The organism is Vibrio sp. D401a, assembly GCF_030248515.1.
In the GTDB taxonomy this organism is placed as follows: domain Bacteria; phylum Pseudomonadota; class Gammaproteobacteria; order Enterobacterales; family Vibrionaceae; genus Vibrio; species Vibrio rotiferianus.
Window position 1 is genome coordinate 1 of sequence record NZ_JAHGAI010000012.1, and the last position, 19,311, is coordinate 19,311.

18 protein-coding genes are annotated in these 19,311 nt (G+C 45.4%); 4 read left to right on the plus strand and 14 right to left on the minus strand.

Annotated features, from left to right (window positions below):
- Positions 1–152: 152 nt before the first annotated feature.
- Positions 153–1,001, minus strand: a complete 849-nt coding sequence (locus KIV41_RS06800; RefSeq protein WP_005444660.1) for an ion transporter — start codon at positions 999–1,001, stop codon at positions 153–155.
- A gap of 62 nt (positions 1,002–1,063) precedes the next feature.
- Entirely contained in the window at positions 1,064–1,702 is a 639-nt protein-coding gene (locus KIV41_RS06805; protein WP_010449435.1) for a YchE family NAAT transporter, read from the minus strand.
- Positions 1,703–2,354: 652 nt separating this feature from the next.
- On the opposite strand from KIV41_RS06805, the gene adhE reads away from it, so the two are divergent.
- Entirely contained in the window at positions 2,355–5,042 is a 2,688-nt protein-coding gene (gene adhE / locus KIV41_RS06810; RefSeq protein ID WP_285335947.1) for a bifunctional acetaldehyde-CoA/alcohol dehydrogenase, read from the plus strand.
- A gap of 180 nt (positions 5,043–5,222) precedes the next feature.
- Here adhE and KIV41_RS06815 read toward each other — a convergent pair whose 3' ends face one another.
- From KIV41_RS06815 to sodB, 3 genes are all read right to left on the minus strand, one after another.
- Positions 5,223–5,906, minus strand: a complete 684-nt coding sequence (locus KIV41_RS06815; protein WP_010449433.1) for an SDR family oxidoreductase — start codon at positions 5,904–5,906, stop codon at positions 5,223–5,225.
- Between the two features lie 185 nt (positions 5,907–6,091).
- The gene (locus KIV41_RS06820) at positions 6,092–6,595 is read right to left on the minus strand and encodes a VC2046/SO_2500 family protein (RefSeq protein ID WP_010449432.1); all 504 of its coding nucleotides are present in this window, start codon (positions 6,593–6,595) and stop codon (positions 6,092–6,094) included.
- 155 nt (positions 6,596–6,750) lie between these two features.
- Positions 6,751–7,335 (minus strand): superoxide dismutase [Fe], encoded by a 585-nt coding sequence (gene sodB / locus KIV41_RS06825; protein WP_005444665.1) that lies wholly within the window; start codon positions 7,333–7,335, stop codon positions 6,751–6,753.
- A 578-nt stretch (positions 7,336–7,913) separates the two neighbouring features.
- Between sodB and KIV41_RS06830 the strand changes: the two genes are divergently transcribed.
- Positions 7,914–8,249, plus strand: coding sequence for a Grx4 family monothiol glutaredoxin (locus KIV41_RS06830; RefSeq protein ID WP_010449429.1), 336 nt, complete (start codon positions 7,914–7,916; stop codon positions 8,247–8,249).
- 75 nt (positions 8,250–8,324) lie between these two features.
- Complete coding sequence (locus tag KIV41_RS06835) at positions 8,325–8,954, plus strand: DsbA family protein (RefSeq protein ID WP_285335948.1); 630 nt, start codon at positions 8,325–8,327, stop codon at positions 8,952–8,954.
- Positions 8,955–9,042: 88 nt separating this feature from the next.
- On the opposite strand, the gene KIV41_RS06840 is transcribed toward KIV41_RS06835, so the two are convergent.
- Both KIV41_RS06840 and rnt read right to left on the minus strand, forming a co-directional pair.
- Positions 9,043–10,368, minus strand: coding sequence for a Na+/H+ antiporter family protein (locus tag KIV41_RS06840; RefSeq protein ID WP_010449421.1), 1,326 nt, complete (start codon positions 10,366–10,368; stop codon positions 9,043–9,045).
- A 28-nt stretch (positions 10,369–10,396) separates the two neighbouring features.
- Positions 10,397–11,041: a ribonuclease T gene (gene rnt / locus KIV41_RS06845; protein ID WP_010449419.1), complete on the minus strand. Its 645-nt coding sequence runs from the start codon at positions 11,039–11,041 to the stop codon at positions 10,397–10,399.
- Between the two features lie 305 nt (positions 11,042–11,346).
- Here rnt and KIV41_RS06850 point away from each other — a divergent pair, with 305 nt between their 5' ends.
- Positions 11,347–12,228, plus strand: a complete 882-nt coding sequence (locus KIV41_RS06850) for an OmpA family protein (protein WP_038885120.1) — start codon at positions 11,347–11,349, stop codon at positions 12,226–12,228.
- Positions 12,229–12,335: 107 nt separating this feature from the next.
- Here KIV41_RS06850 and KIV41_RS06855 read toward each other — a convergent pair whose 3' ends face one another.
- From KIV41_RS06855 to rsxC, 7 genes are all read right to left on the minus strand, one after another.
- Positions 12,336–12,770, minus strand: a complete 435-nt coding sequence (locus KIV41_RS06855) for a DUF2753 domain-containing protein (protein WP_010449415.1) — start codon at positions 12,768–12,770, stop codon at positions 12,336–12,338.
- 137 nt (positions 12,771–12,907) lie between these two features.
- Positions 12,908–13,324 carry a lactoylglutathione lyase gene (gloA, locus tag KIV41_RS06860; protein ID WP_009698517.1) on the minus strand — a complete coding sequence of 139 codons (417 nt, stop codon included), beginning with the start codon at positions 13,322–13,324 and terminating at the stop codon, positions 12,908–12,910.
- Positions 13,325–13,355: 31 nt separating this feature from the next.
- Positions 13,356–13,997: an endonuclease III gene (gene nth, locus KIV41_RS06865; protein ID WP_005536424.1), complete on the minus strand. Its 642-nt coding sequence runs from the start codon at positions 13,995–13,997 to the stop codon at positions 13,356–13,358.
- 79 nt (positions 13,998–14,076) lie between these two features.
- A complete protein-coding gene (locus KIV41_RS06870) occupies positions 14,077–14,769 on the minus strand; it encodes an electron transport complex subunit E (RefSeq protein WP_010645729.1) in 693 nt (230 codons plus the stop codon).
- Positions 14,762–15,400, minus strand: coding sequence for an electron transport complex subunit RsxG (gene rsxG / locus KIV41_RS06875; RefSeq protein WP_005536427.1), 639 nt, complete (start codon positions 15,398–15,400; stop codon positions 14,762–14,764). Before rsxG ends, KIV41_RS06870 begins: the two co-directional genes overlap by 8 nt.
- 7 nt (positions 15,401–15,407) lie before the next feature.
- A complete protein-coding gene (gene rsxD / locus KIV41_RS06880; protein WP_285335949.1) occupies positions 15,408–16,454 on the minus strand; it encodes an electron transport complex subunit RsxD in 1,047 nt (348 codons plus the stop codon).
- Positions 16,454–19,303, minus strand: coding sequence for an electron transport complex subunit RsxC (gene rsxC / locus KIV41_RS06885; protein WP_285335950.1), 2,850 nt, complete (start codon positions 19,301–19,303; stop codon positions 16,454–16,456). The genes rsxD and rsxC overlap by 1 nt, the downstream gene beginning before the upstream one ends.
- Between the last annotated feature and the right edge of the window lie 8 nt (positions 19,304–19,311).

The window sequence follows — 19,311 nt, forward strand, 5'->3', positions numbered from 1 at the left end:
GGACCATACATTTTTGATCGTAGATCTGGTGTGCAGGAACGTACAACGCCTTGATCAGAGAAACAAGTAGATAGAGAGCCCCAACTCGCTCTTCCGTCGCTCTTGAGGGTGACGGGCATTGTTGTCTAAATTCAAATACGTCATTCCCGATTCTATTCTTCCTCGTCCGCGCTCACGACACGATTATCAGGATCCGCCAACTCGCTACCACAATGCTTACAGTGCATTGCGTCAGAGTCATGACCAGAGCGATTGCAGTTTGGACACTTAACCAGTTGTTTATGCGCATTCATTTCGTTGCTCAGTTCAGCGGTAATAATGCCAGTCGGAACAGCAAGTATTGAATAGCCCAACAACATAGTGAGGGATGCAATGGCTTTACCCAAGTGAGTTTGCGGCACCATGTCACCATAGCCAACCGTCGTAATAGTTACGATCGCCCAGTAGATGCTTTTCGGAATACTCGTAAATCCGTTGTGCGGCCCTTCAATAACAAAGATCAACGCGCCAAAAATGGTGACAAGAATGCCTACCGTGCTAAAGAAGATAAGGATCTTACGACGTGCCATTAATAGAGAGCGCAGCAAGATGTTGGAATCTTGCAGGTAGCGAACGAGTTTGAGGATACGGAAGATCCGCATAACACGCAGTAATCGCACCACACCCATAAATGAGGCACCTGGGAAGAATATCGCCAAGTAGGTAGGCAGGATGGCTAACAAGTCAACGACGCCATAAAAGCTGGTGGCATACGATTTAGGTTTTGGAGAGCAGTAAAGCCTTAACAAATACTCGATAGTGAACAGGGCTGTGAAGGTGTATTCGATATAACGCAGCTCTCGAGACCATTCGGTCATCACCGATGGCAGTGATTCAAGAATAAGAACCACAAGCGAAGTAATGATGGCAATAATAAGTGCGATATCGAAGGCACGTCCGGCACGAGTGTGAGTACCGAAGATAATGACGTATAAATGATGCTTAAAAGACTTGCGAGGCATGATGTTGCACTGTCAGCGTTAGAATGAAACGGATTGCAACATCATACCAGAAGTTAGGAAACTTAGGCTAAACCTGGAAATAGGTTTCTTAAGCCGTTGGCAATAAACTCGATACCTAGTGCACCAAGGATCAGACCCATGATACGAGTGATAACGTTAATACCTGTTTGACCTAAAAATCGTACGATCAAAGGTGCGGAACGGAACAGCAACCAAGAGCATAGACAGAACAGTACAATGGTAATACTAATGCCTACTGTATCGAAGGCACTTGGGTAGCGTGCGCCATAAACGATAGTCGAACTGATCGCACCTGGGCCAGCCATTAATGGCATAGCCAGTGGTACTACGCCAATCTGTTCACGGCTGACGTATTCCGATTTCTCTTGTTTGTTTTGCTTATCTTCACCCAACTTACCGCTCATCATCGAAAACGCGATACTCAGAAGAAGCAAACCACCCGCCACTCGAAATGAATCCAGTGAAATGCTGAACATATCTAATAGCAGCTGACCAGCAAACAGCGAGATGATCAGAATAACCGCAACAGCAACATTCGCTGTCGTCGCCGTTTTGCTCTTCTCTTCTGGTGTCATATGCCCAGTTAAAGAGACAAACACAGGCATGATACCGACTGGGTTAACAGCGGCAACCAAACCTAAGAAAAACTGTAGGAAAATCGCTAACTCTAAAGTTTGCATAAGTTGTTCTCATCAATATTCACAATAGTGAAAAGGAGGGAGGGTATTTTTAGCGCGTAATGTAAGGCAAAAGAGGGGAGACACAAAATGAAAAAAACTAACGTATTGCCCAGCCTATTTGTGAGAAAAACTAATTATTGAAGAAAATGTATCCAAAGTGGAAATGTTTTGTTACCGAGAAAGTTGACGCGAATGTAGGCTGAATTATACAAACGTTAACATTCGCACATTTTTGATAAAAAAAAACGTTGTTTGTAGAGAGATATAACGAGTCGGATATACTCTCAGTAGCACAAAAATTTAGGCTTACATGTAATTTTGTTGGCTAAAAATGAAACTTTTTTACAGATTATTGTAGTTTCTTTTGTTTTTTGGTTTGTTTGCTTCTTTTTTGTTCAATAAAAAGTTAAGTTTTATTTACTTGTTTATCAATGATTTATGCTATTTTGTTGTGGTAAACCACTACTTTTGGGGTATTTCGAGAGTGAGATCTGATCCAAGTCAATTTTTTTCACACTCTGAAATATTATACTCAGCCCTGAAAGCAATTTACTAAGACGGTTGTTGGTTAAGTAGCTGATAAACAGTGGAAACAGCAAGCAGTGGCCTTAATAAAAAGTTTTTAATATTTGTTAATTTTAGGAGAATCCCTATGCCTGTAACTAATATGGCTGAACTAGATGCAATGATTGCTCGCGTTAAGAAAGCGCAAGAAGAGTTCGCTACTTACTCTCAAGAGCAAGTAGATGCAATCTTCCGCGCTGCGTCTCTTGCAGCTAACCAAGCTCGTATCCCGCTAGCTCAACAAGCGGTTGAAGAATCTGGTATGGGTATTGTTGAAGATAAAGTAATCAAGAACCACTTCGCTTCTGAGTTTATCTACAATAAATACAAAGACGAACAAACGTGTGGCATCCTTGAAGAGGATGACAACCTAGGTACAATGACTATCGCAGAACCTGTAGGTATCATCTGTGGTATCGTACCAACAACTAACCCAACTTCTACTGCAATCTTCAAATCTCTAATCTCTTTGAAGACTCGTAACGGTATCATCTTCTCGCCACACCCACGTGCGAAAAACTCTACTAACGACGCAGCTAAACTAGTTCTAGATGCAGCAGTAGCAGCAGGTGCACCAAAAGACATCATCGGTTGGATCGACCAACCATCTGTAGAGCTTTCTAACGCTCTTATGAAGCACGACGACATCGCTCTTATCCTTGCAACTGGTGGCCCAGGCATGGTTAAAGCAGCTTACTCTTCTGGTAAGCCAGCAATCGGTGTAGGTGCAGGTAACGTTCCTGTAGTTATCGATGAAACAGCTGACATCAAGCGCGCTGTAGCTTCTATTCTTATGTCTAAGACTTTCGATAACGGCGTAGTATGTGCTTCTGAGCAGGCTGCAATCGTTGTTGATGAAGTATACGACGAAGTAAAAGAGCGTTTCGCTTCTCACAAAGCTTACGTACTAAGCAAAGCTGAAGCAGATAAAGTTCGCAAAGTTCTTCTAATCGACGGCGCACTAAACGCGAAAATCGTTGGTCAACCTGCTCCAGCAATCGCTGAAATGGCAGGCGTGAAAGTTCCAGCTGACACTAAAGTTCTAGTTGGTGAAGGTCTAGGCAAAGTTTCTTACGATGACGCATTTGCTCACGAGAAACTATCTCCAACTCTAGGTCTATTCCGCGCTGACAACTTCGAAGACGCTGTTGCTCAAGCAGTAACAATGGTTGAAATCGGCGGTATCGGTCACACATCTGGTCTTTACACTAACCAAGACGTTAACGCAGACCGTATCCGTTACTTCGGCGACAAGATGAAGACTGCACGTATCCTTGTAAACATCCCAACTACTCACGGTGGTATCGGTGACCTTTACAACTTCAACGTAGCACCTTCTCTAACTCTAGGTTGTGGTTCATGGGGTGGTAACTCTATCTCTGAGAACGTAGGTCCTAAGCACCTAATCAACAAGAAAACTGTAGCGAAGCGAGCTGAAAACATGTTGTGGCACAAACTACCTAAGTCTATCTACTTCCGTCGTGGTAGCCTTCCAATCGCTCTTAGCGACCTAGAAGGTAAGAAACGCGCATTCCTAGTAACTGACCGTTTCCTATTCAACAACGGTTACGCAGATGACGTAGTACAACTACTTAAAGCTCAAGGCATGGAAGTTCAGACGTTCTTCGACGTTGAAGCTGACCCAACGCTATCTGTAGTTAAGAAAGGTGCTGAAGCAATGCAAAGCTTCCAACCTGACGTAATCCTAGCACTAGGTGGTGGTTCACCAATGGATGCTGCGAAGATCATGTGGGTAATGTACGAGCACCCAGAAACAGCATTTGAAGAACTAGCAATGCGCTTTATGGACATCCGTAAACGTATCTACAAGTTCCCTAAAATGGGTCAAAAAGCTGAGCTTGTATGTATCACTACAACTTCAGGTACTGGTTCAGAAGTTACTCCATTCGCGGTTGTTACTGACGACAAGACTGGTGCTAAGTACCCACTAGCTGACTACGAACTAACGCCAAACATGGCAATCGTTGATGCTAACCTAGTAATGAACATGCCTAAGTCTCTAACAGCATTCGGTGGTTACGATGCAGTAACTCACGCTCTAGAAGCTTACGTATCTGTTCTTGCGAACGAATACTCAGATGGTCAAGCTCTACAAGCTCTTAAGATGCTAAAAGAGTACCTACCATCAAGCTACGCGAACGGTGCAAACGACCCAATCGCTCGTGAAAAAGTACACAACGCAGCAACTATCGCTGGTGTAGCATTCGCGAACGCATTCCTAGGTGTTTGTCACTCAATGGCGCACAAGATTGGTGCTGAGTTCCACCTACCACACGGTCTGGCGAACGCACTACTAATCTCTAACGTTGTACGTTACAACGCGAACGACAACCCAACTAAGCAAACTGCGTTCTCTCAATACGACCGTCCACAAGCACGTCGTCGTTACGCTGAAGTAGCTGACCACCTAGGCCTAAGCCAAGCTGGTGACCGTACTGCTCAGAAGATTGAACGTCTACTAGCATGGTTGGATGAGCTGAAAGGCGACCTAGACATCCCAATGTCTATCCAAGCTGCAGGTGTTTCTGAAGCAGACTTCGTAGCGAAACTAGATGAGCTAGCGGTTGAAGCGTTCGATGACCAATGTACTGGTGCGAACCCACGTTACCCACTAATCTCTGAGCTAAAAGAAGTTCTAATGGCTGCTTACTACGGTAAAGCTTTCGTTGAAGGTGAAACTTTCGAAGGTACTACAGTAATCAAGAAAAAAGCAGACCAAGAAGCAGCGAAAGCAGCTCCTAAAGCTAAAAAATAATAAGCGGAAACGTAATTAAGATTCGCTTATGAGAAAAGGTTTTCGCTAGCACGAAACCTTAATCGGGAAAAGGTTAAAGCCCCAGTCGTATGACTGGGGCTTTTTTTATCTTTTGATGTCGCCCTGAAATGTATTTACCCATTGAGGACGAATTATGGATACTTCACATAAAAAGCGGCGTTAAACTTCAGTACTCACCACTCGGCCACTGAAGTACTCATTGGAAACGATATACGCAGTATTCCGCACCAGTTCATCTTGAATTTCAGCCCAATGTCGTTCGTCTAGATCTTCTTTCATATGGTTAAGCGATGGGATGACACCGCCTACACGTATATTGAATGGGGTCAGCTCTTTCGCCCAACTCAGCGTAAACCCAGACACTAGCGCGGCCATACTCTCAACACCAGTCAGGTCCTGGTGATCATCATGAGATATCACATTGACTATCACGCCTTTTTTGTTTCTATTGCGAAACCGTTCTGCCCCAACTTGTCCATAGGTATAAAGAAAGCGAGCTGCACTAGAAAGGTGGTCAATGTATGTGTTCATCGGTTCTGGGTCCATTAAGCTCGGCATTGGTGAGCTTGTCCAGCAATTGACGATCACATCTGGGGAAGCGCTAAGCTGGGATTCAATTTGGTCAAACAGAAGGTTGATGGAAGTTGGAGTATCGCCACAGACGTTAATGGCATAAACCTTATCGGTGAATGTCTTAATTTGAGCGTAGCTTGCACTTAGGTTTTGTGGATTGCTGTCACACAGAACTAGAGTCGCGCCCAGATGTGCAAAATGATTGGAACACGTTCGTCCCAGTACGGAGCCGGCTGCAGTAACGAGTATGATTGAATCTTTGATATCCATAACACCTTCACTATTTAGGCAATGATAACCAGTAGTTTGTGCTTTTAGCATGGATCAAAAATGTTATAGGCAGTGTGAAAAGCCTCAAACTAACGGCTTAACCCTGAGGTAAATGTTGGGTTCTTTGCAAGGTGTCACATTTCTGGCGTGCGTCAAATGAAACCGGACGCTTGGAAAGCAGTTATTTACGCTTGAGCGTGGATTTGGTACTGGCGTTGAGCGGTTACGAGTTGGTTGTATAAGCCTGCCTCAGGAATCAGCTTTTTGTTACGCTCACCAAGGCTGCGGCGCTCATGGCCGGATAGGTTGTGGTAAACCTCTTCCGGTAGATTGAATGTGTCTTCAGGGAGGTAAGTAAGCGCGTCAGGCTTTAGATAGTGGCTCAGTTTCGCCGAAGGCAATCCAGCATCATGAAACTGTTTCGCTTGCTCTGCGGCTAGCTCGTAGCTGCTGCTATCAGAACGCAGTGCCTGAGGTTGAGATAGACCGAATTGTTGGCGAAGAATGTCGTCGCTAGTGATAACTTCTTGGACTTCTTCAACTGGAACCACATCGCGTACATCATTTGAAAACATCGATAGAATCAGCGAAAAATCGGCACGACGACCTTCATGCACGGCATGGTTGATACCATTACCGAACTGAAGTTCGTTGATGATTGCTGCTTTGTCTAAAGTATGGATTTGCATGATGTTCCTCGTTTGATGCACTTTTAACGGCAACAGCGGAAAGAACTTTAGGAAAAAGAGGGGATTAATTGAAGAAATAGGTTGTTGAAGCAATAAAAAAGCCCGCGATGATGCGAGCTTTTAAATATGACTAAATTGAACTCAGGGGAAGTAAATTACTTCGCTAGGTTCTCAGCTACGAAGTCCCAGTTTACAAGTGCCCAGAAGCCGTTCATGTAATCAGGACGTACGTTGCGGTAATCGATGTAGTAAGCGTGTTCCCACAGGTCAACAGTTAGAAGTGGAGTAGTACCTTCTTCTGTTAGAGGCGTTGCTGCGTTAGAAGTGTTAACGATCTCTAGAGAACCGTCAGCTTTCTTAACTAGCCAAGTCCATGAAGAACCGAAGTTGTTGATTGCTGCATCAGTGAACTTCGCTTTGAATTCTTCGAAAGAACCGAATGCTGCGTTGATTGCATCAGCAACTGCACCAGTTGGTTCGCCGCCCGCGTTTGGCGCTAGACAGTGCCAGTAGAACGTGTGGTTCCAAATCTGTGCTGCGTTGTTGAATACGCCACCAGTAGAAGTCTTGATGATTTCTTCTAGTGTTTTGCCCTCGAACTCAGTACCAGGGATAAGACCGTTTAGCTTAACAACGTAAGTGTTGTGGTGCTTACCGTGGTGGAAATCTAGAGTCTCTGCAGAGATGTGTGGTTCTAGTGCGTCTTTCGCGTAAGGAAGAGCTGGTAGTTCAAATGCCATTGCTCGATTCTCCATAGATATGAAAGGGTTACCTTTCGATTGCTTCCAGTGTTTTTATTTATATGTAGTCGTTACGACTGACTTGAAAAGTATTTTAGCAAGTTTTTACTTTATTAAAAGCCCGATATGAAAATATTTTGACAGAAAGGAGGGCTAGCGCGATAACTTCCAAGGCCATTACTCAGTGTAAAGAGAACGAGTTATTGGTCCTATTGTTGCGTCAAACAACTTGGGAAGCGCTCGTTATTGCATCGCGTTGTTTTCCTTGCTTACTTTCGGTAGACAGGGAGTCAATGACAATGCGCTGAATCCTAACTCTTGAAGTTACTTGGGCATACACACCAAAACAAATCGCCTCCACGTGTACAGCAAAAAGCCGATTCGGCTTTTAAACCTCATGGAAGTGGTCGTTTTCTCAAGGTGTCCATTTTCTTAAGTTAGAATAAGTGACTACGCTCGGATTCCTGTATCTTGAAGTTACTTTAGTACAAAAGCTTACTAATTATATGGTTTTTATTCTGTGTTTATTGAGTAGAATGTGGCAATAATTAAAGTTCACATCCATGAATGAGGAAGCGATGGAAACTATCGATAAAATCAAACAGCAGATTTCTGAAAACTCAATCCTGCTGTACATGAAAGGATCACCGAAACTACCTAGCTGTGGTTTCTCTTCTCAAGCAGCACAAGCACTAATGGCTTGTGGTGAGAAGTTCGCTTACGTAGACATTCTACAAAACCCAGACATCCGTGCTGAGCTACCAAAGTACGCTCAATGGCCAACATTCCCACAGCTTTGGATTGAAGGTGAGTTGATCGGTGGTTGTGACATCATTTTGGAAATGTTCCAAAAAGGTGAACTTCAGCCTCTAATCAAAGAAGCGGCAGCTCGTGTTGAAGGTGACGCGGAGTAATTCGTAAATACTCACATTTGGCGATAGAATACAAAGGAGCCGCATTGGCTCCTTTTTCTTTTTTAGGTTAGTGGAATGAACATAAAGCTTTACTACGTACATGATCCAATGTGCAGTTGGTGTTGGGGTTACAAACCAACCATCGAAAAATTGAAACAACAACTGCCAGGCGTGATTCAATTCGAGTATGTGGTGGGTGGGCTTGCGCCAGATACTAATCTGCCGATGCCACCAGAAATGCAGCAGAAAATTGAACAAATTTGGAAGCAAATCGAAGCACAGCTTGGTACTAAGTTTAACTACGATTTCTGGACACTATGCACACCAGTACGCAGCACTTACCAATCTTGCCGAGCAGTCATTGCAGCCGGTTTCCAAGATTCTTATGAGCAAATGTTAGAAGCAATTCAGCACGCTTATTACCTTCGTGCTATGCCACCTCATGAAGAAGCGACACTTCTGCAATTAGCGAAAGAAATCGGTTTAAATGTGCAGCAGTTTAAGAACGATATGGATGGTTCTCTGCTAGAAGGAGTCTTCCAAGATCAATTGAGCTTAGCAAAGAGTCTTGGTGTTAATTCTTACCCGAGTTTGGTACTGAAAATTAACGACGCTTACTTCCCGATTGAAGTGGACTATGTGTCTACAGAAAACACGTTGAAGCTCATTCGCGAGCGCATTATCGACAACATGCCAGCGCAATAATCCGAAACCGGTTTTCAAAGCCAAAACAACAAAAAGCCGCTCAATAAGCGGCTTTTTCGTAACGAATTGTATCCATTCAATGAAGCAATTACAGCACCATTGCAGCAATCCAACCGAAGATAATCAGTGGAATGTTGTAGTGGATAAATGTTGGTACCACTGTTTCCCAAATGTGTTCGTGCTGACCGTCTGCGTTTAGGCCAGATGTTGGACCTAACGTTGAGTCAGAAGCAGGAGAGCCAGCATCACCTAGAGCAGCTGCTGTACCAACAAGTGCGATGGTTGCCATTGGAGAGAAGCCGAATGCCAAAGCCAGTGGTACGTAGATCGTCGCAAGGATTGGAATCGTTGAGAACGATGAACCGATGCCCATAGTTACTAACAGACCAACGATCAGCATCAGTAGTGCTGCCAGCGGCTTGTTGTCACCGATGCTTGTTGATAGCGATTGTACTAGCGTTTCTACACCACCAGTTTGCTTCATTACTGCCGCAAAACCTGCTGCCGCAATCATGATGAAGCCAATCATTGCCATCATGTGTACGCCTTTAGTGAACACATCGTGCGTTTCTTTCCACGCGATAACGCCGCCGAAAGTGAATACCATGAAGCCAGCCAATGCACCAATGATCATTGAACCAGTGTAAAGTTGCATGCTTAGTGCTGCGATAATGCCTAGACCAGCGACCATGATGTGTTGTTTATTAATCGTCTCGCCCGTCTCATGAACAACCGTTAGCTCTGTTTCTTTGTATTCACGAGGTTTACGGTAGCTAACAAAAATCGCGGTAAGAAGACCAAAAATCATACCTGCGCCAGGCAGTAGCATTGCGGTAGGTACTTGGCTTGCCACCACATCGGTTAGACCGTTGTCGTGCAGGTTCTTCAGTAGAATGTTGTTTAGGAAGATACCACCGAAGCCAATAGGTAGAACCATATATGGCGTGATCAAACCAAAAGTCAAAACACAAGCGACTAAACGACGATCCAGCTTAAGCTTTGCGAATACGCCTAATAGAGGTGGAATCAAAATTGGAATGAAGGCGATATGTACCGGAATCACGTTTTGAGAGGACATGGTAACAAGTATAAGAGCAACCAATACTGCGTACTTTAGACCAGTAGTCGACGCAGAGCTCTCTTTACCATTTAAGCGCTTAATAACGCTTTTTGCCAGAAGGTCAGTGATGCCAGAACGAGAAATCGCTACAGCGAAAGTACCTAGCATTGCGTAGCTCAGTGCGATAGTCGCACCGCCACCTAGGCCACTTTCAAATGCAGCAACCGTATCCCCAAGGCTCATGCCTGCAACAAGGCCACCAACGATGGCACTAAACGTGAGGGCTACCACCACGTTTACGCGCATCAATGCTAACGCGAGCATGACGCACACAGATATAACGACAGGATTCATACTTTTCCTAATATGTTGTGTTTATTTATTATTCTTCATCAACAAGCGGCCAACCGCCGAGGGCCTTCCATTTGTTGACGATGCCACAGAATAACTCTGCAGTTTTTTGTGTATCGTAAAGGGCTGAGTGAGCCTCACGATTGTCAAAATCCATCCCTGCTGTTTTGCATGCTTTGGCAAGAACAGTTTGACCATAAGCAAGTCCACTTAATGTTGCGGTGTCAAAAGTGGCAAATGGATGGAAAGGGACTCTTTTTAGTTTGCAGCGCTCGTTAGCTGCATTAACAAAACCTAAGTCGAAAGCCGCATTATGTGCAACCATGATCGCTCTTGAGCAATCTGCTGCTTTTTGCTCTTTACGGATTAACTTGTAAATCTCTTTTAGTGCTTCTTGTTCAGAAACAGCGCCACGCAGAGGGCTAAAAGGGTCACGAATGCCGTTAAATTCAAGCGCTTCTTTTTCCAAATTCGCGCCTTCAAAAGGTTCGATATGAAAATGAATGGTTGAGGCAGGATGCAGATCGCCATTTTCATCCATGCTTAGGGTGACGGCGCAAATTTCTAAAAGTGCATCAGTTTGAGCATTGAAACCTGCGGTCTCAACATCAACTACCACTGGGAAATAACCTCGAAAACGCTTTTTCAGGGTTAGAGCTTCATTTTCTATTGTCATGTTGGCTTATTTTTGTGTGACGAAGGCTGCATTATTGCAGATTCTACCGATGAGAAAAACCGCAATTTCTCATAATTATCTAATTCAACAATGCCTATATAAAACAAGACTTATACTCTGAATTAGCAGGTATGTAACTCTCTAATCTGGCGAAGTAATTTTTCATTTTATATAGAAGGTAAGTGGAAGGCGGCCTCTGTTTGGTCTTAAGCTACTATAGTTGGCGAGAATTTTGCATTATTTCGATAGTTTTCAATAGAACCAGATCAACGGCAATTGCCTGCCGTTTAAGAGATTATATCTAAATGAAGAAATGGCTAATAACAAGTGGTGCAGTACTCTCTATGCTAAGTGCAAGCGATGCATTGGCAATGGGGAAGCGTTATTTAGCCACACCGCAGCAGTCTCAGTGGGAAATGGTGGTCAATACTCCGTTGGAATGTCAGCTTGTTCATCCTATTCCAAACTTTGGTGATGCTGTGTTTTCATCTCATGCGAGTAAAAAAATCAACTTAGATTTTGAATTGAAGATGCGCCGCCCAATGGGTGAGACGCGTAATGTTAGCCTGATATCAATGCCGCCTCCTTGGCGACCGGGAGAGAACGCAGACCGCATTACTAACCTCAAGTTTTTCAAACAGTTTGATGGTTATGTTGGAGGGCAAATGGCTTGGGGTATTCTGTCTGAGCTAGAGAAAGGCCGTTATCCTACGTTTAGCTATCAAGACTGGCAAAGCCGTGATCAGCGTATAGAAGTGGCTCTGTCATCGGTATTGTTTCAAAGTAAGTACAATGCGTTTAGTGATTGCGTTGCTAATTTGCTGAAATATAGTTTTGAAGATATAGCGTTCACTATTTTGCATTATGAACGCCAGGGCGACCAGCTCACAAAAGCATCAAAAAAACGGCTCTCTCAAATTGCTGATTACGTGCGTCACAATCAAGACATTGATTTAGTGCTTGTGGCCACTTATACAGATACCACCAACGGTAAAAGTGAAAGCCAAAACTTATCTGAGCGAAGAGCTGAGTCATTGAGAGATTATTTTGAATCACTCGGTTTACCGGAAGATAGAATCCAAGTGCAAGGTTACGGTAAGCGTCGTCCAATTGCGGACAATGGATCTCCAATTGGTAAAGATAAGAACCGTCGCGTGGTGATTTCTCTAGGACGAACCCAGGTCTAACTGAACTGCTAACCAATAAAAACGCCAGAGTTTGACTCTGGCGTTTTTGTATCCACTTGACGTTGTTAGTAGTTTTATTCGTTGCCGCTTAGCTTGTGTAATAGGTTTTAGTTTAGGCGAAACTTTGCAATGATCTCACAATTAGTCGCGGTATCAATTTTCTCGACTTGTTTTGCGATTGCAGGATTTGGGTGGCGCTTCATGAAATCGACAAGAGCTTTGGTACAGCAGCCAATCGAGTCAATAAAGCTTGCGCAATCTGTATTAGGACACTGAGGGATCAGTGTCAGTACTTTTTCAGACGCTAGTTGAAGGTACTTGAGCTCATATTCTGTGTCGCCTGCCCAGCGCCAAAATTGGGCAAGGTTGTGGCATGAAATCACCGAAATTAGTAATCGCTCGTCGGCTTCTATTTCCACGCATTCGCTAATATCTTCACTCAGGCTAAGGGCTTGCTGGTAATGAAGAATGCTGCGAACAGGGTCATCTAGTTGAAGTGCGGTATCGGCTAGAAGTGTGTGTTTTTCCCATTCACTGATCATTATCGTTATCCCACATGTCGATGTTGATGGTGAATCTAAACGATAACTATTATCAAGTAAAGTAATTTGTTGATAAAAGAAAGGCAGGTCTCAGACCTGCCTGCAAATAATAGCTTGTTTCAGTAGAGGCGTCTTAGTTAACCTTCTAGACCAGCTGATGCTTGCTTGTTTTGGATCAGTTCAACCATGTAGCCGTCTGGATCTTTAACGAAAGCGATGTGAGTCGTTCCGCCTTTTACTGGGCCAGGTTCACGAGTCACGTTACCGCCTGCCGCTTTAATCGCGTCGCACGTTGAGTAGATATCATCTACACCAATCGCGATGTGGCCAAATGCAGACCCTAAGTCGTACTCGGTTGTGCCCCAGTTGTAAGTTAATTCGATGACGGCACCTTGAGACTCATCACCGTAACCAAGGAACGCCAGCGTGTATTCGTACTCTTTGTTTTCATTAGTACGAAGCAACTGCATGCCCATGACTTCAGTGTAGAACTTGATAGATTTGTCTAGATCACCCACGCGCAGCATGGTGTGAAGAATTCGACCGTTTGACATTATTTGCTCCTAGCGATTGTTTCAGACGGATTTATTCGTCTGGGTACACTTTTTCTTTGAATTCACACAGATCTTCGATGATACAACTGCCACAGCGCGGCTTTCTCGCCACACAGGTATAGCGACCATGAAGGATCAGCCAGTGGTGTACATCAAGCTTAAACTCTTTTGGCACCACTTTAAGAAGTTTTTCTTCTACGTCGTCGACGGTTTTACCCATCGCAAACTTTGTACGGTTAGAAACACGATAGATGTGCGTGTCCACTGCAATAGTTGGCCAACCGAAGGCGGTATTCAGTACCACGTTAGCGGTTTTACGACCTACACCCGGCAAAGCTTCCAGTGCAGCACGATCTTCTGGTACTTCGCCGTTATGCTTCTCTAGCAAGATCTTACAAGTCTTGATGGTGTTTTCGGCTTTTGAATTAAATAGACCGATGGTTTTGATGTATTCCTTTAAACCATCGACACCCAAATCAAGAATGCCTTGTGGCGTGTTTGCAACAGGGTAAAGCTTGTCTGTTGCTTTGTTTACACTTACGTCTGTCGCCTGCGCAGAAAGCAGTACGGCGATAAGCAACTCAAACGGTGTGCTCCAGTTAAGCTCCGTCTGAGGATTGGGATTGTTTTCTCGGAGTCGTTCGAGAATTTCAATTCTTTTGACTTTGTTCATTGCTGACTTCCAAACCCGTCTTTGCGGTTTATGAAAAAGGCCCTACGAGTGGTAGAGCCTTGATTTTAGAATTCTTATATTATGCGTTAGTTACGCGAGCGCGCTCAATGGCTGGTTTTTCTTCTTTTGGCTGACGTGCCTGAATTGAGCTGTCGATAACGTTTTTCAACGCAATCAAAAGTCCTACGCCAATGAAAGCCCCCGGCGGCAACAATGCCAATAGGAAGCTGCTATCGAAGTGGAAAACCTGAATACGCAGTGCCGCTGCCCAGTCACCCAATAGTAGGTCTGCGCCATCAAATAGAGTACCGTTACCGATCAGTTCGCGCATAGCACCAAGTACAACCAATACCGTTGTCATACCCAGTCCCATCCAGAAACCGTCTAGTGCTGCTGGCAATGGATCATTCTTCGATGCGTAAGCTTCTGCACGGCCGATGATAATACAGTTAGTTACGATCAGTGGGATGAAGATGCCCAGAGATAGATACAGTCCGTAGGCGTAAGCGTTCATCAAGAGCTGAACACAAGTTACCAAGGCGGCGATGATCATAACGAAGACCGGAATACGGATTTCTTTTGGTACGTAGTTACGAATCAGTGAAACCGTCACGTTCGAGCCGACAAGCACCAACAAAGTCGCAATACCCAAACCCAGGGCGTTGGTAATGGTCGAAGAAACCGCAAGTAGAGGACACAAACCCAGGAGTTGCACTAGGGCAGGGTTGTTGCTCCACATGCCGTTTTTCATTAGCAGTTTATTTTCACTCATGGTTGCCTCCTGCGCAGTCTAGGGGCTGATTTAGAATCTCATCACGAGACTTATTTACGTAGTTTACTGTGTTTCTCACCGCTTTCACTACCGCTCGAGGGGTAATGGTTGCGCCAGTAAATTGATCGAAATCGCCGCCATCTTTACGAACTCGCCAAGAATTCCAGTTACTTTCTGTCACTTGCTTACCAGTGAAGCTCAAGATCCAATCCGTAACGCGTAAATCAATTTTATCACCCAATCCCGGCGTTTCTTGATGGCTTAGGATACGGGTACCAAGGATCTTGCCTTGATTATCGATGCCGGTGATGATTTTGATTTCACCGTTGTAGCCATCTGGTGCGATGGACTCAATTGCCATTGCCGTTGGTTGACCATCTTTGGTAGCAATGTAAGTTGGCATCGAGCGAACTGTACCTAGATCGGGCGCAGATACCATAGTACATGCCGCAACAAGGTTGTTGTCATGCATTTCTTCCGGAATCACTTGGTTAAGAACCGACAGCAATTGCTTTTGTTCCTGAAGCTTAATTTGATCTTTTGTTAGGTACTGAGTCAGTGCCACAAGACCGGTTGTTGCACAGGCGAAGATCGCCAATGTCAGACCATTTTTTCTAATAGCGGTTAACATGTTTACCTCAGTGACCGTAAGTTCTTGGTTTGGTGTAGTAGTCGATCAACGGTACACACATATTGGCAAGCAGAACGGCGAACGCAACGCCATCTGGGAAGCCACCCCAACTACGAATAATGAATACCAACGCGCCGATCAGAGCACCGAAAATCAAGCGACCTTTCACCGTCGTTGATGCCGAAACAGGATCGGTTGCGATAAAGAATGCGCCTAACATCGTTGCACCTGATAGTAGGTGGAAGATTGGTGACGCAGTTTCTCCTGGCATGATCAAGCTAAACACGGTACTAAACAGTGCCAAGCTACCTAGGAAACCAACAGGAATGTACCATTGGATGATGCGCTTTTTGATCATCACTAGGCCACCAACCAAGTAAGCTAGGTTTACCCATTGCCAACCGATACCCGCAAGTCCACCAAACATTGGTTGTGATAGCACCTCATTTGGCGTTGCACCAGTATGAATACCAGTTTTGAATGCATCTAATGGGGTTGCCATTGTTACGCCATCCACGCCGGCACGAACTTGTTGCAGTGACAAACCATCAAAGTCATAGCCAGTAAAGATCAGAGACAACGCGTCTGCAAAAGTCACGTGCTCAGACATCAATGAAACAGGCGCGCTCCAACTTGTCATTTGGACAGGGAAGGAGATAAGCAATACAACGTAAGCGACCATCGCTGGGTTAAATAGGTTTTGACCAATACCGCCGTATAGGTGCTTCGCGATCACGATGGCAAAAATCAAACCGATAACCATGATCCACCAAGGGGACCATGGTGGGATTGCTACGGCTAATAGCCATGCTGTCACGATGGCACTGTTATCACGCAGCGCACGCATAGGAGAGCGCTTAAGCACAAGCATGACTAATGCTTCAAGTGACACTGCGACCGCAATAGCGAACACAAGTTGAATGATGGTTCCCCAACCAAAGAAGTAGGTTTGAGCCACTAAGCCAGGAATAGCGCACAGAGCTACCCATTTCATCAAATCAGGCGTGCTGCGACGGCTGTGAGCGTGTGGTGAACTGGCAATAAAAAACGACATTACTCGTTCTCCTCAGTATTGTTCTTATTCGCTTCTTGCTGAGCTTTGCGTGCTTTAGCACGAGCAATAGCAGCGGCAACAGCAGCTTTCTTCGGATCCACTTCCGGCTCTTCAGAAGGCGTTTCTTCAACAGATTCTATTTGTGCTTCTTGCTGAGCTTTACGTGCTTTGGCGCGCGCAATGGCTGCGGCAACAGCAGCTTTCTTTGGATCCACTTCCGGCTCTTCAGAAGGCGTTTCTTCAACAGATTCTGTTTGTGCTTCTTGCTGTGCTTTACGTGCTTTGGCACGAGCAATGGCAGCGGCAACAGCAGCTTTCTTCGGATCCACTTCTGGTTCTTCAGAAGGAGCTTCCGCTTCAACAGATTCTGTTTGTGTCTCTTGCTGCGCTTTACGTGCTTTAGCACGAGCAATGGCTGCGGCAACCGCGGCTTTCTTCGGATCCACTTCTGGTTCTTCAGAAGGAGCTTCCGCTTCAACAGATTCTGTTTGTGCTTCTTGCTGAGCTTTGCGTGCTTTAGCACGAGCAATGGCAGCGGCAACAGCAGCTTTCTTTGGATCCACTTCTGGTTCTTCAGCAGGAGCTTCCGCTTCAACAGATTCTATTTGTGCTTCTTGCTGAGCTTTACGTGCCTTAGCGCGAGCAATAGCAGCGGCAACTGCAGCTTTCTTTGGATCTTCAGCTTGCTCTTCTGGTGTTTCCGCTTCTGCAGATTCCGTAGAGTCTTCTTGCTTAGCTTTGCGCGCCTTAGCGCGAGCAATGGCAGCGGCAACAGCAGCTTTCTTTGGATCTTCAGATTGTTCTGATGGTGTTTCCGCTTCTGCAGATTCAGTAGAACCTTCTTGCTGAGCTTTGCGCGCTTTTGCACGAGCAATGGCTGCGGCAACAGCGGCTTTCTTCGGATCTTCCGCTTGTTTTGTAGAAGCTTCTACTTCTACAGATTCGGTTGAATCTTCTTGTTGTGCTTTTTTCGCTTTAGCTCTGGCGATAGCTGCCGCGACGGCCGCTTTCTTGTCACCGGCTTCAGCAGGTGTTGATGCGTCTTCTTGTTGAGCTTTCTTCGCCTTAGCACGGGCAATGGCTGCTGCAACTGCTGACTTCTTATCGTCAGCATTATCTGTAGATGCGTCACCTTGTTCTTTTTGTGCTTTGCGTTCGCGAGCAAGACGTTTGCGTTCTTCGCGTAGCTTCGCCATTTCTGAGTTATCAGGCTCAGCTGCACCAGATTGAGCCGCCGCAGCTTGTTTGGCTTTTGCTTTGGCAATCGCGGCTGCAACCGCTGGTTTCACTGCTGGCTCGGCTTTTGCTTCAGTATTCTCTTTTTGTGCTTTCACGCGAGCGATGGCTGCGGCAATCGCATCGTCACCGCCAGATGCTTTCATGTCTTTACGACGATCATCTGCGGCTTTCTTAAAGCGATTTTCACGTTCTGCTTTTTCGCGTTCCATACGCGCTTTCTTCTCTTCAAAGCGCAGCTTAGCTCGTTCAGCTGCTGCCGCTTCTTGAGCGCGTGTACGGATTTCAGCTTTCGCTTGACGATAGTATTGAACCAGTGGAATTTCACTCGGGCACACAAACGCGCACGCGCCACATTCAATACAATCTTTAAGGTTCAGTTCTTCAAGCTTTTCGTATTCTTGGCTTTTTGCATACCACTGAAGCTGCTGTGGCAATAGCGAGGCAGGGCACGCTTCCGCACATTGGCTACAACGGATACATTCCATTTCGTATTGGTCAGAAGCGATCTCACGACGCTTCGGTGCCAAAATACAGTTTGCCGTTTTAGTGATAGGAACCTGAGCGTGGGGGAGGGTAAAGCCCATCATTGGACCACCCATGATCAGGCGCTGAAGTTTCTTATCTGCTTTGTAGCCAAACTCGTCTAACAGTGCTTGTACTGGCGTACCAAGTAGCGTCCAAACGTTACGTGGTTGCTTGAAGGTCTTACCCGTCAGAGTCACGATGCGATTGACTACAGGTTCGCCATCGATCACTGCACGTTTAATTGAGTAGAGAGAACCAACGTTTTGAACCAGGATGCCAATATCGGCAGGGATAGCGCCGCTAGGAACTTCTTTGTTGGTCAAAATCTTGATGAGCTGCTTCTCACCACCAGAAGGGTATTTGGTTGGGATAACGCGGATCACGATGTCTTTGTTCATCGCCGCTTGTTCCAGCGCTTTGATTGCTGCTGGCTTGTTATCTTCAATACCAATGATGGTCAGTTTTGGCTTAAGAATATGCTCGACGATCTCGATACCTTGGATCAGTTCGTCTGCATGTTCCTGCATGAGTTTGTCATCAGCGGTGATGTAAGGTTCACATTCAGCCGCGTTAACGATAAGAATTTCGGTACGTGCAATACCCGATTGGATCTTCTTAGCTGTTGGGAAGCCTGCGCCACCCATGCCCGAGATACCAGCAAGGCGAATCACGTCGATCAACGCATCTGCAGATTCTTGGGTGTAATCGGCAACTGGCGTTTTCTCACACCAAGTATCGTTACCATCAGGCGTAATCACTGCGCACAGTTCGCTTAAACCTGATGGGTGCGCAACAGTGCGTGGCTCAATAGCTGTTACTTGCCCAGAAGTTGGAGCATGAACAGGAACGGTGAAACCACTGTCTGACGCCGTTAGCTGTTGACCTTTCAACACGGTGTCACCAACAGCAATCAACAGATTACCTGCTTTACCGATGTGTTGTTTTAAAGGTAGGACGATTTCCGACGGAATGGCGGCATGAACCAATTCAGTTTTGTTGGATTGCTTTTTGTTTTCTGCCGGATGCACGCCGCCTGGGAAATCCCATAGCGAACCAGTACGAATTTGTTCAATCAAAGACAACATACGAAACC

Bases quoted from the DNA above. Each gene is read 5' to 3' on its own strand.
- adhE (WP_285335947.1), top strand. From the start codon at position 2,355: ATGCCTGTAACTAATATGGCTGAACTAGATGCAATGATTGCTCGCGTT.
- KIV41_RS06815 (WP_010449433.1), bottom strand. From the start codon at position 5,906: ATGGATATCAAAGATTCAATCATACTCGTTACTGCAGCCGGCTCCGTA.
- sodB (WP_005444665.1), bottom strand. From the start codon at position 7,335: ATGGCATTTGAACTACCAGCTCTTCCTTACGCGAAAGACGCACTAGAA.
- rsxC (WP_285335950.1), bottom strand. From the start codon at position 19,303: ATGTTGTCTTTGATTGAACAAATTCGTACTGGTTCGCTATGGGATTTC.
- KIV41_RS06805 (WP_010449435.1), bottom strand. From the start codon at position 1,702: ATGCAAACTTTAGAGTTAGCGATTTTCCTACAGTTTTTCTTAGGTTTG.
- gloA (WP_009698517.1), bottom strand. From the start codon at position 13,324: ATGTCAAACGGTCGAATTCTTCACACCATGCTGCGCGTGGGTGATCTA.
- KIV41_RS06840 (WP_010449421.1), bottom strand. From the start codon at position 10,368: ATGAATCCTGTCGTTATATCTGTGTGCGTCATGCTCGCGTTAGCATTG.
- KIV41_RS06835 (WP_285335948.1), top strand. From the start codon at position 8,325: ATGAACATAAAGCTTTACTACGTACATGATCCAATGTGCAGTTGGTGT.
- rsxG (WP_005536427.1), bottom strand. From the start codon at position 15,400: ATGTTAACCGCTATTAGAAAAAATGGTCTGACATTGGCGATCTTCGCC.
- KIV41_RS06830 (WP_010449429.1), top strand. From the start codon at position 7,914: ATGGAAACTATCGATAAAATCAAACAGCAGATTTCTGAAAACTCAATC.
- nth (WP_005536424.1), bottom strand. From the start codon at position 13,997: ATGAACAAAGTCAAAAGAATTGAAATTCTCGAACGACTCCGAGAAAAC.
- rnt (WP_010449419.1), bottom strand. From the start codon at position 11,041: ATGACAATAGAAAATGAAGCTCTAACCCTGAAAAAGCGTTTTCGAGGT.
- KIV41_RS06855 (WP_010449415.1), bottom strand. From the start codon at position 12,770: ATGATCAGTGAATGGGAAAAACACACACTTCTAGCCGATACCGCACTT.
- KIV41_RS06800 (WP_005444660.1), bottom strand. From the start codon at position 1,001: ATGCCTCGCAAGTCTTTTAAGCATCATTTATACGTCATTATCTTCGGT.
- KIV41_RS06850 (WP_038885120.1), top strand. From the start codon at position 11,347: ATGAAGAAATGGCTAATAACAAGTGGTGCAGTACTCTCTATGCTAAGT.
- KIV41_RS06820 (WP_010449432.1), bottom strand. From the start codon at position 6,595: ATGCAAATCCATACTTTAGACAAAGCAGCAATCATCAACGAACTTCAG.
- rsxD (WP_285335949.1), bottom strand. From the start codon at position 16,454: ATGTCGTTTTTTATTGCCAGTTCACCACACGCTCACAGCCGTCGCAGC.
- KIV41_RS06870 (WP_010645729.1), bottom strand. From the start codon at position 14,769: ATGAGTGAAAATAAACTGCTAATGAAAAACGGCATGTGGAGCAACAAC.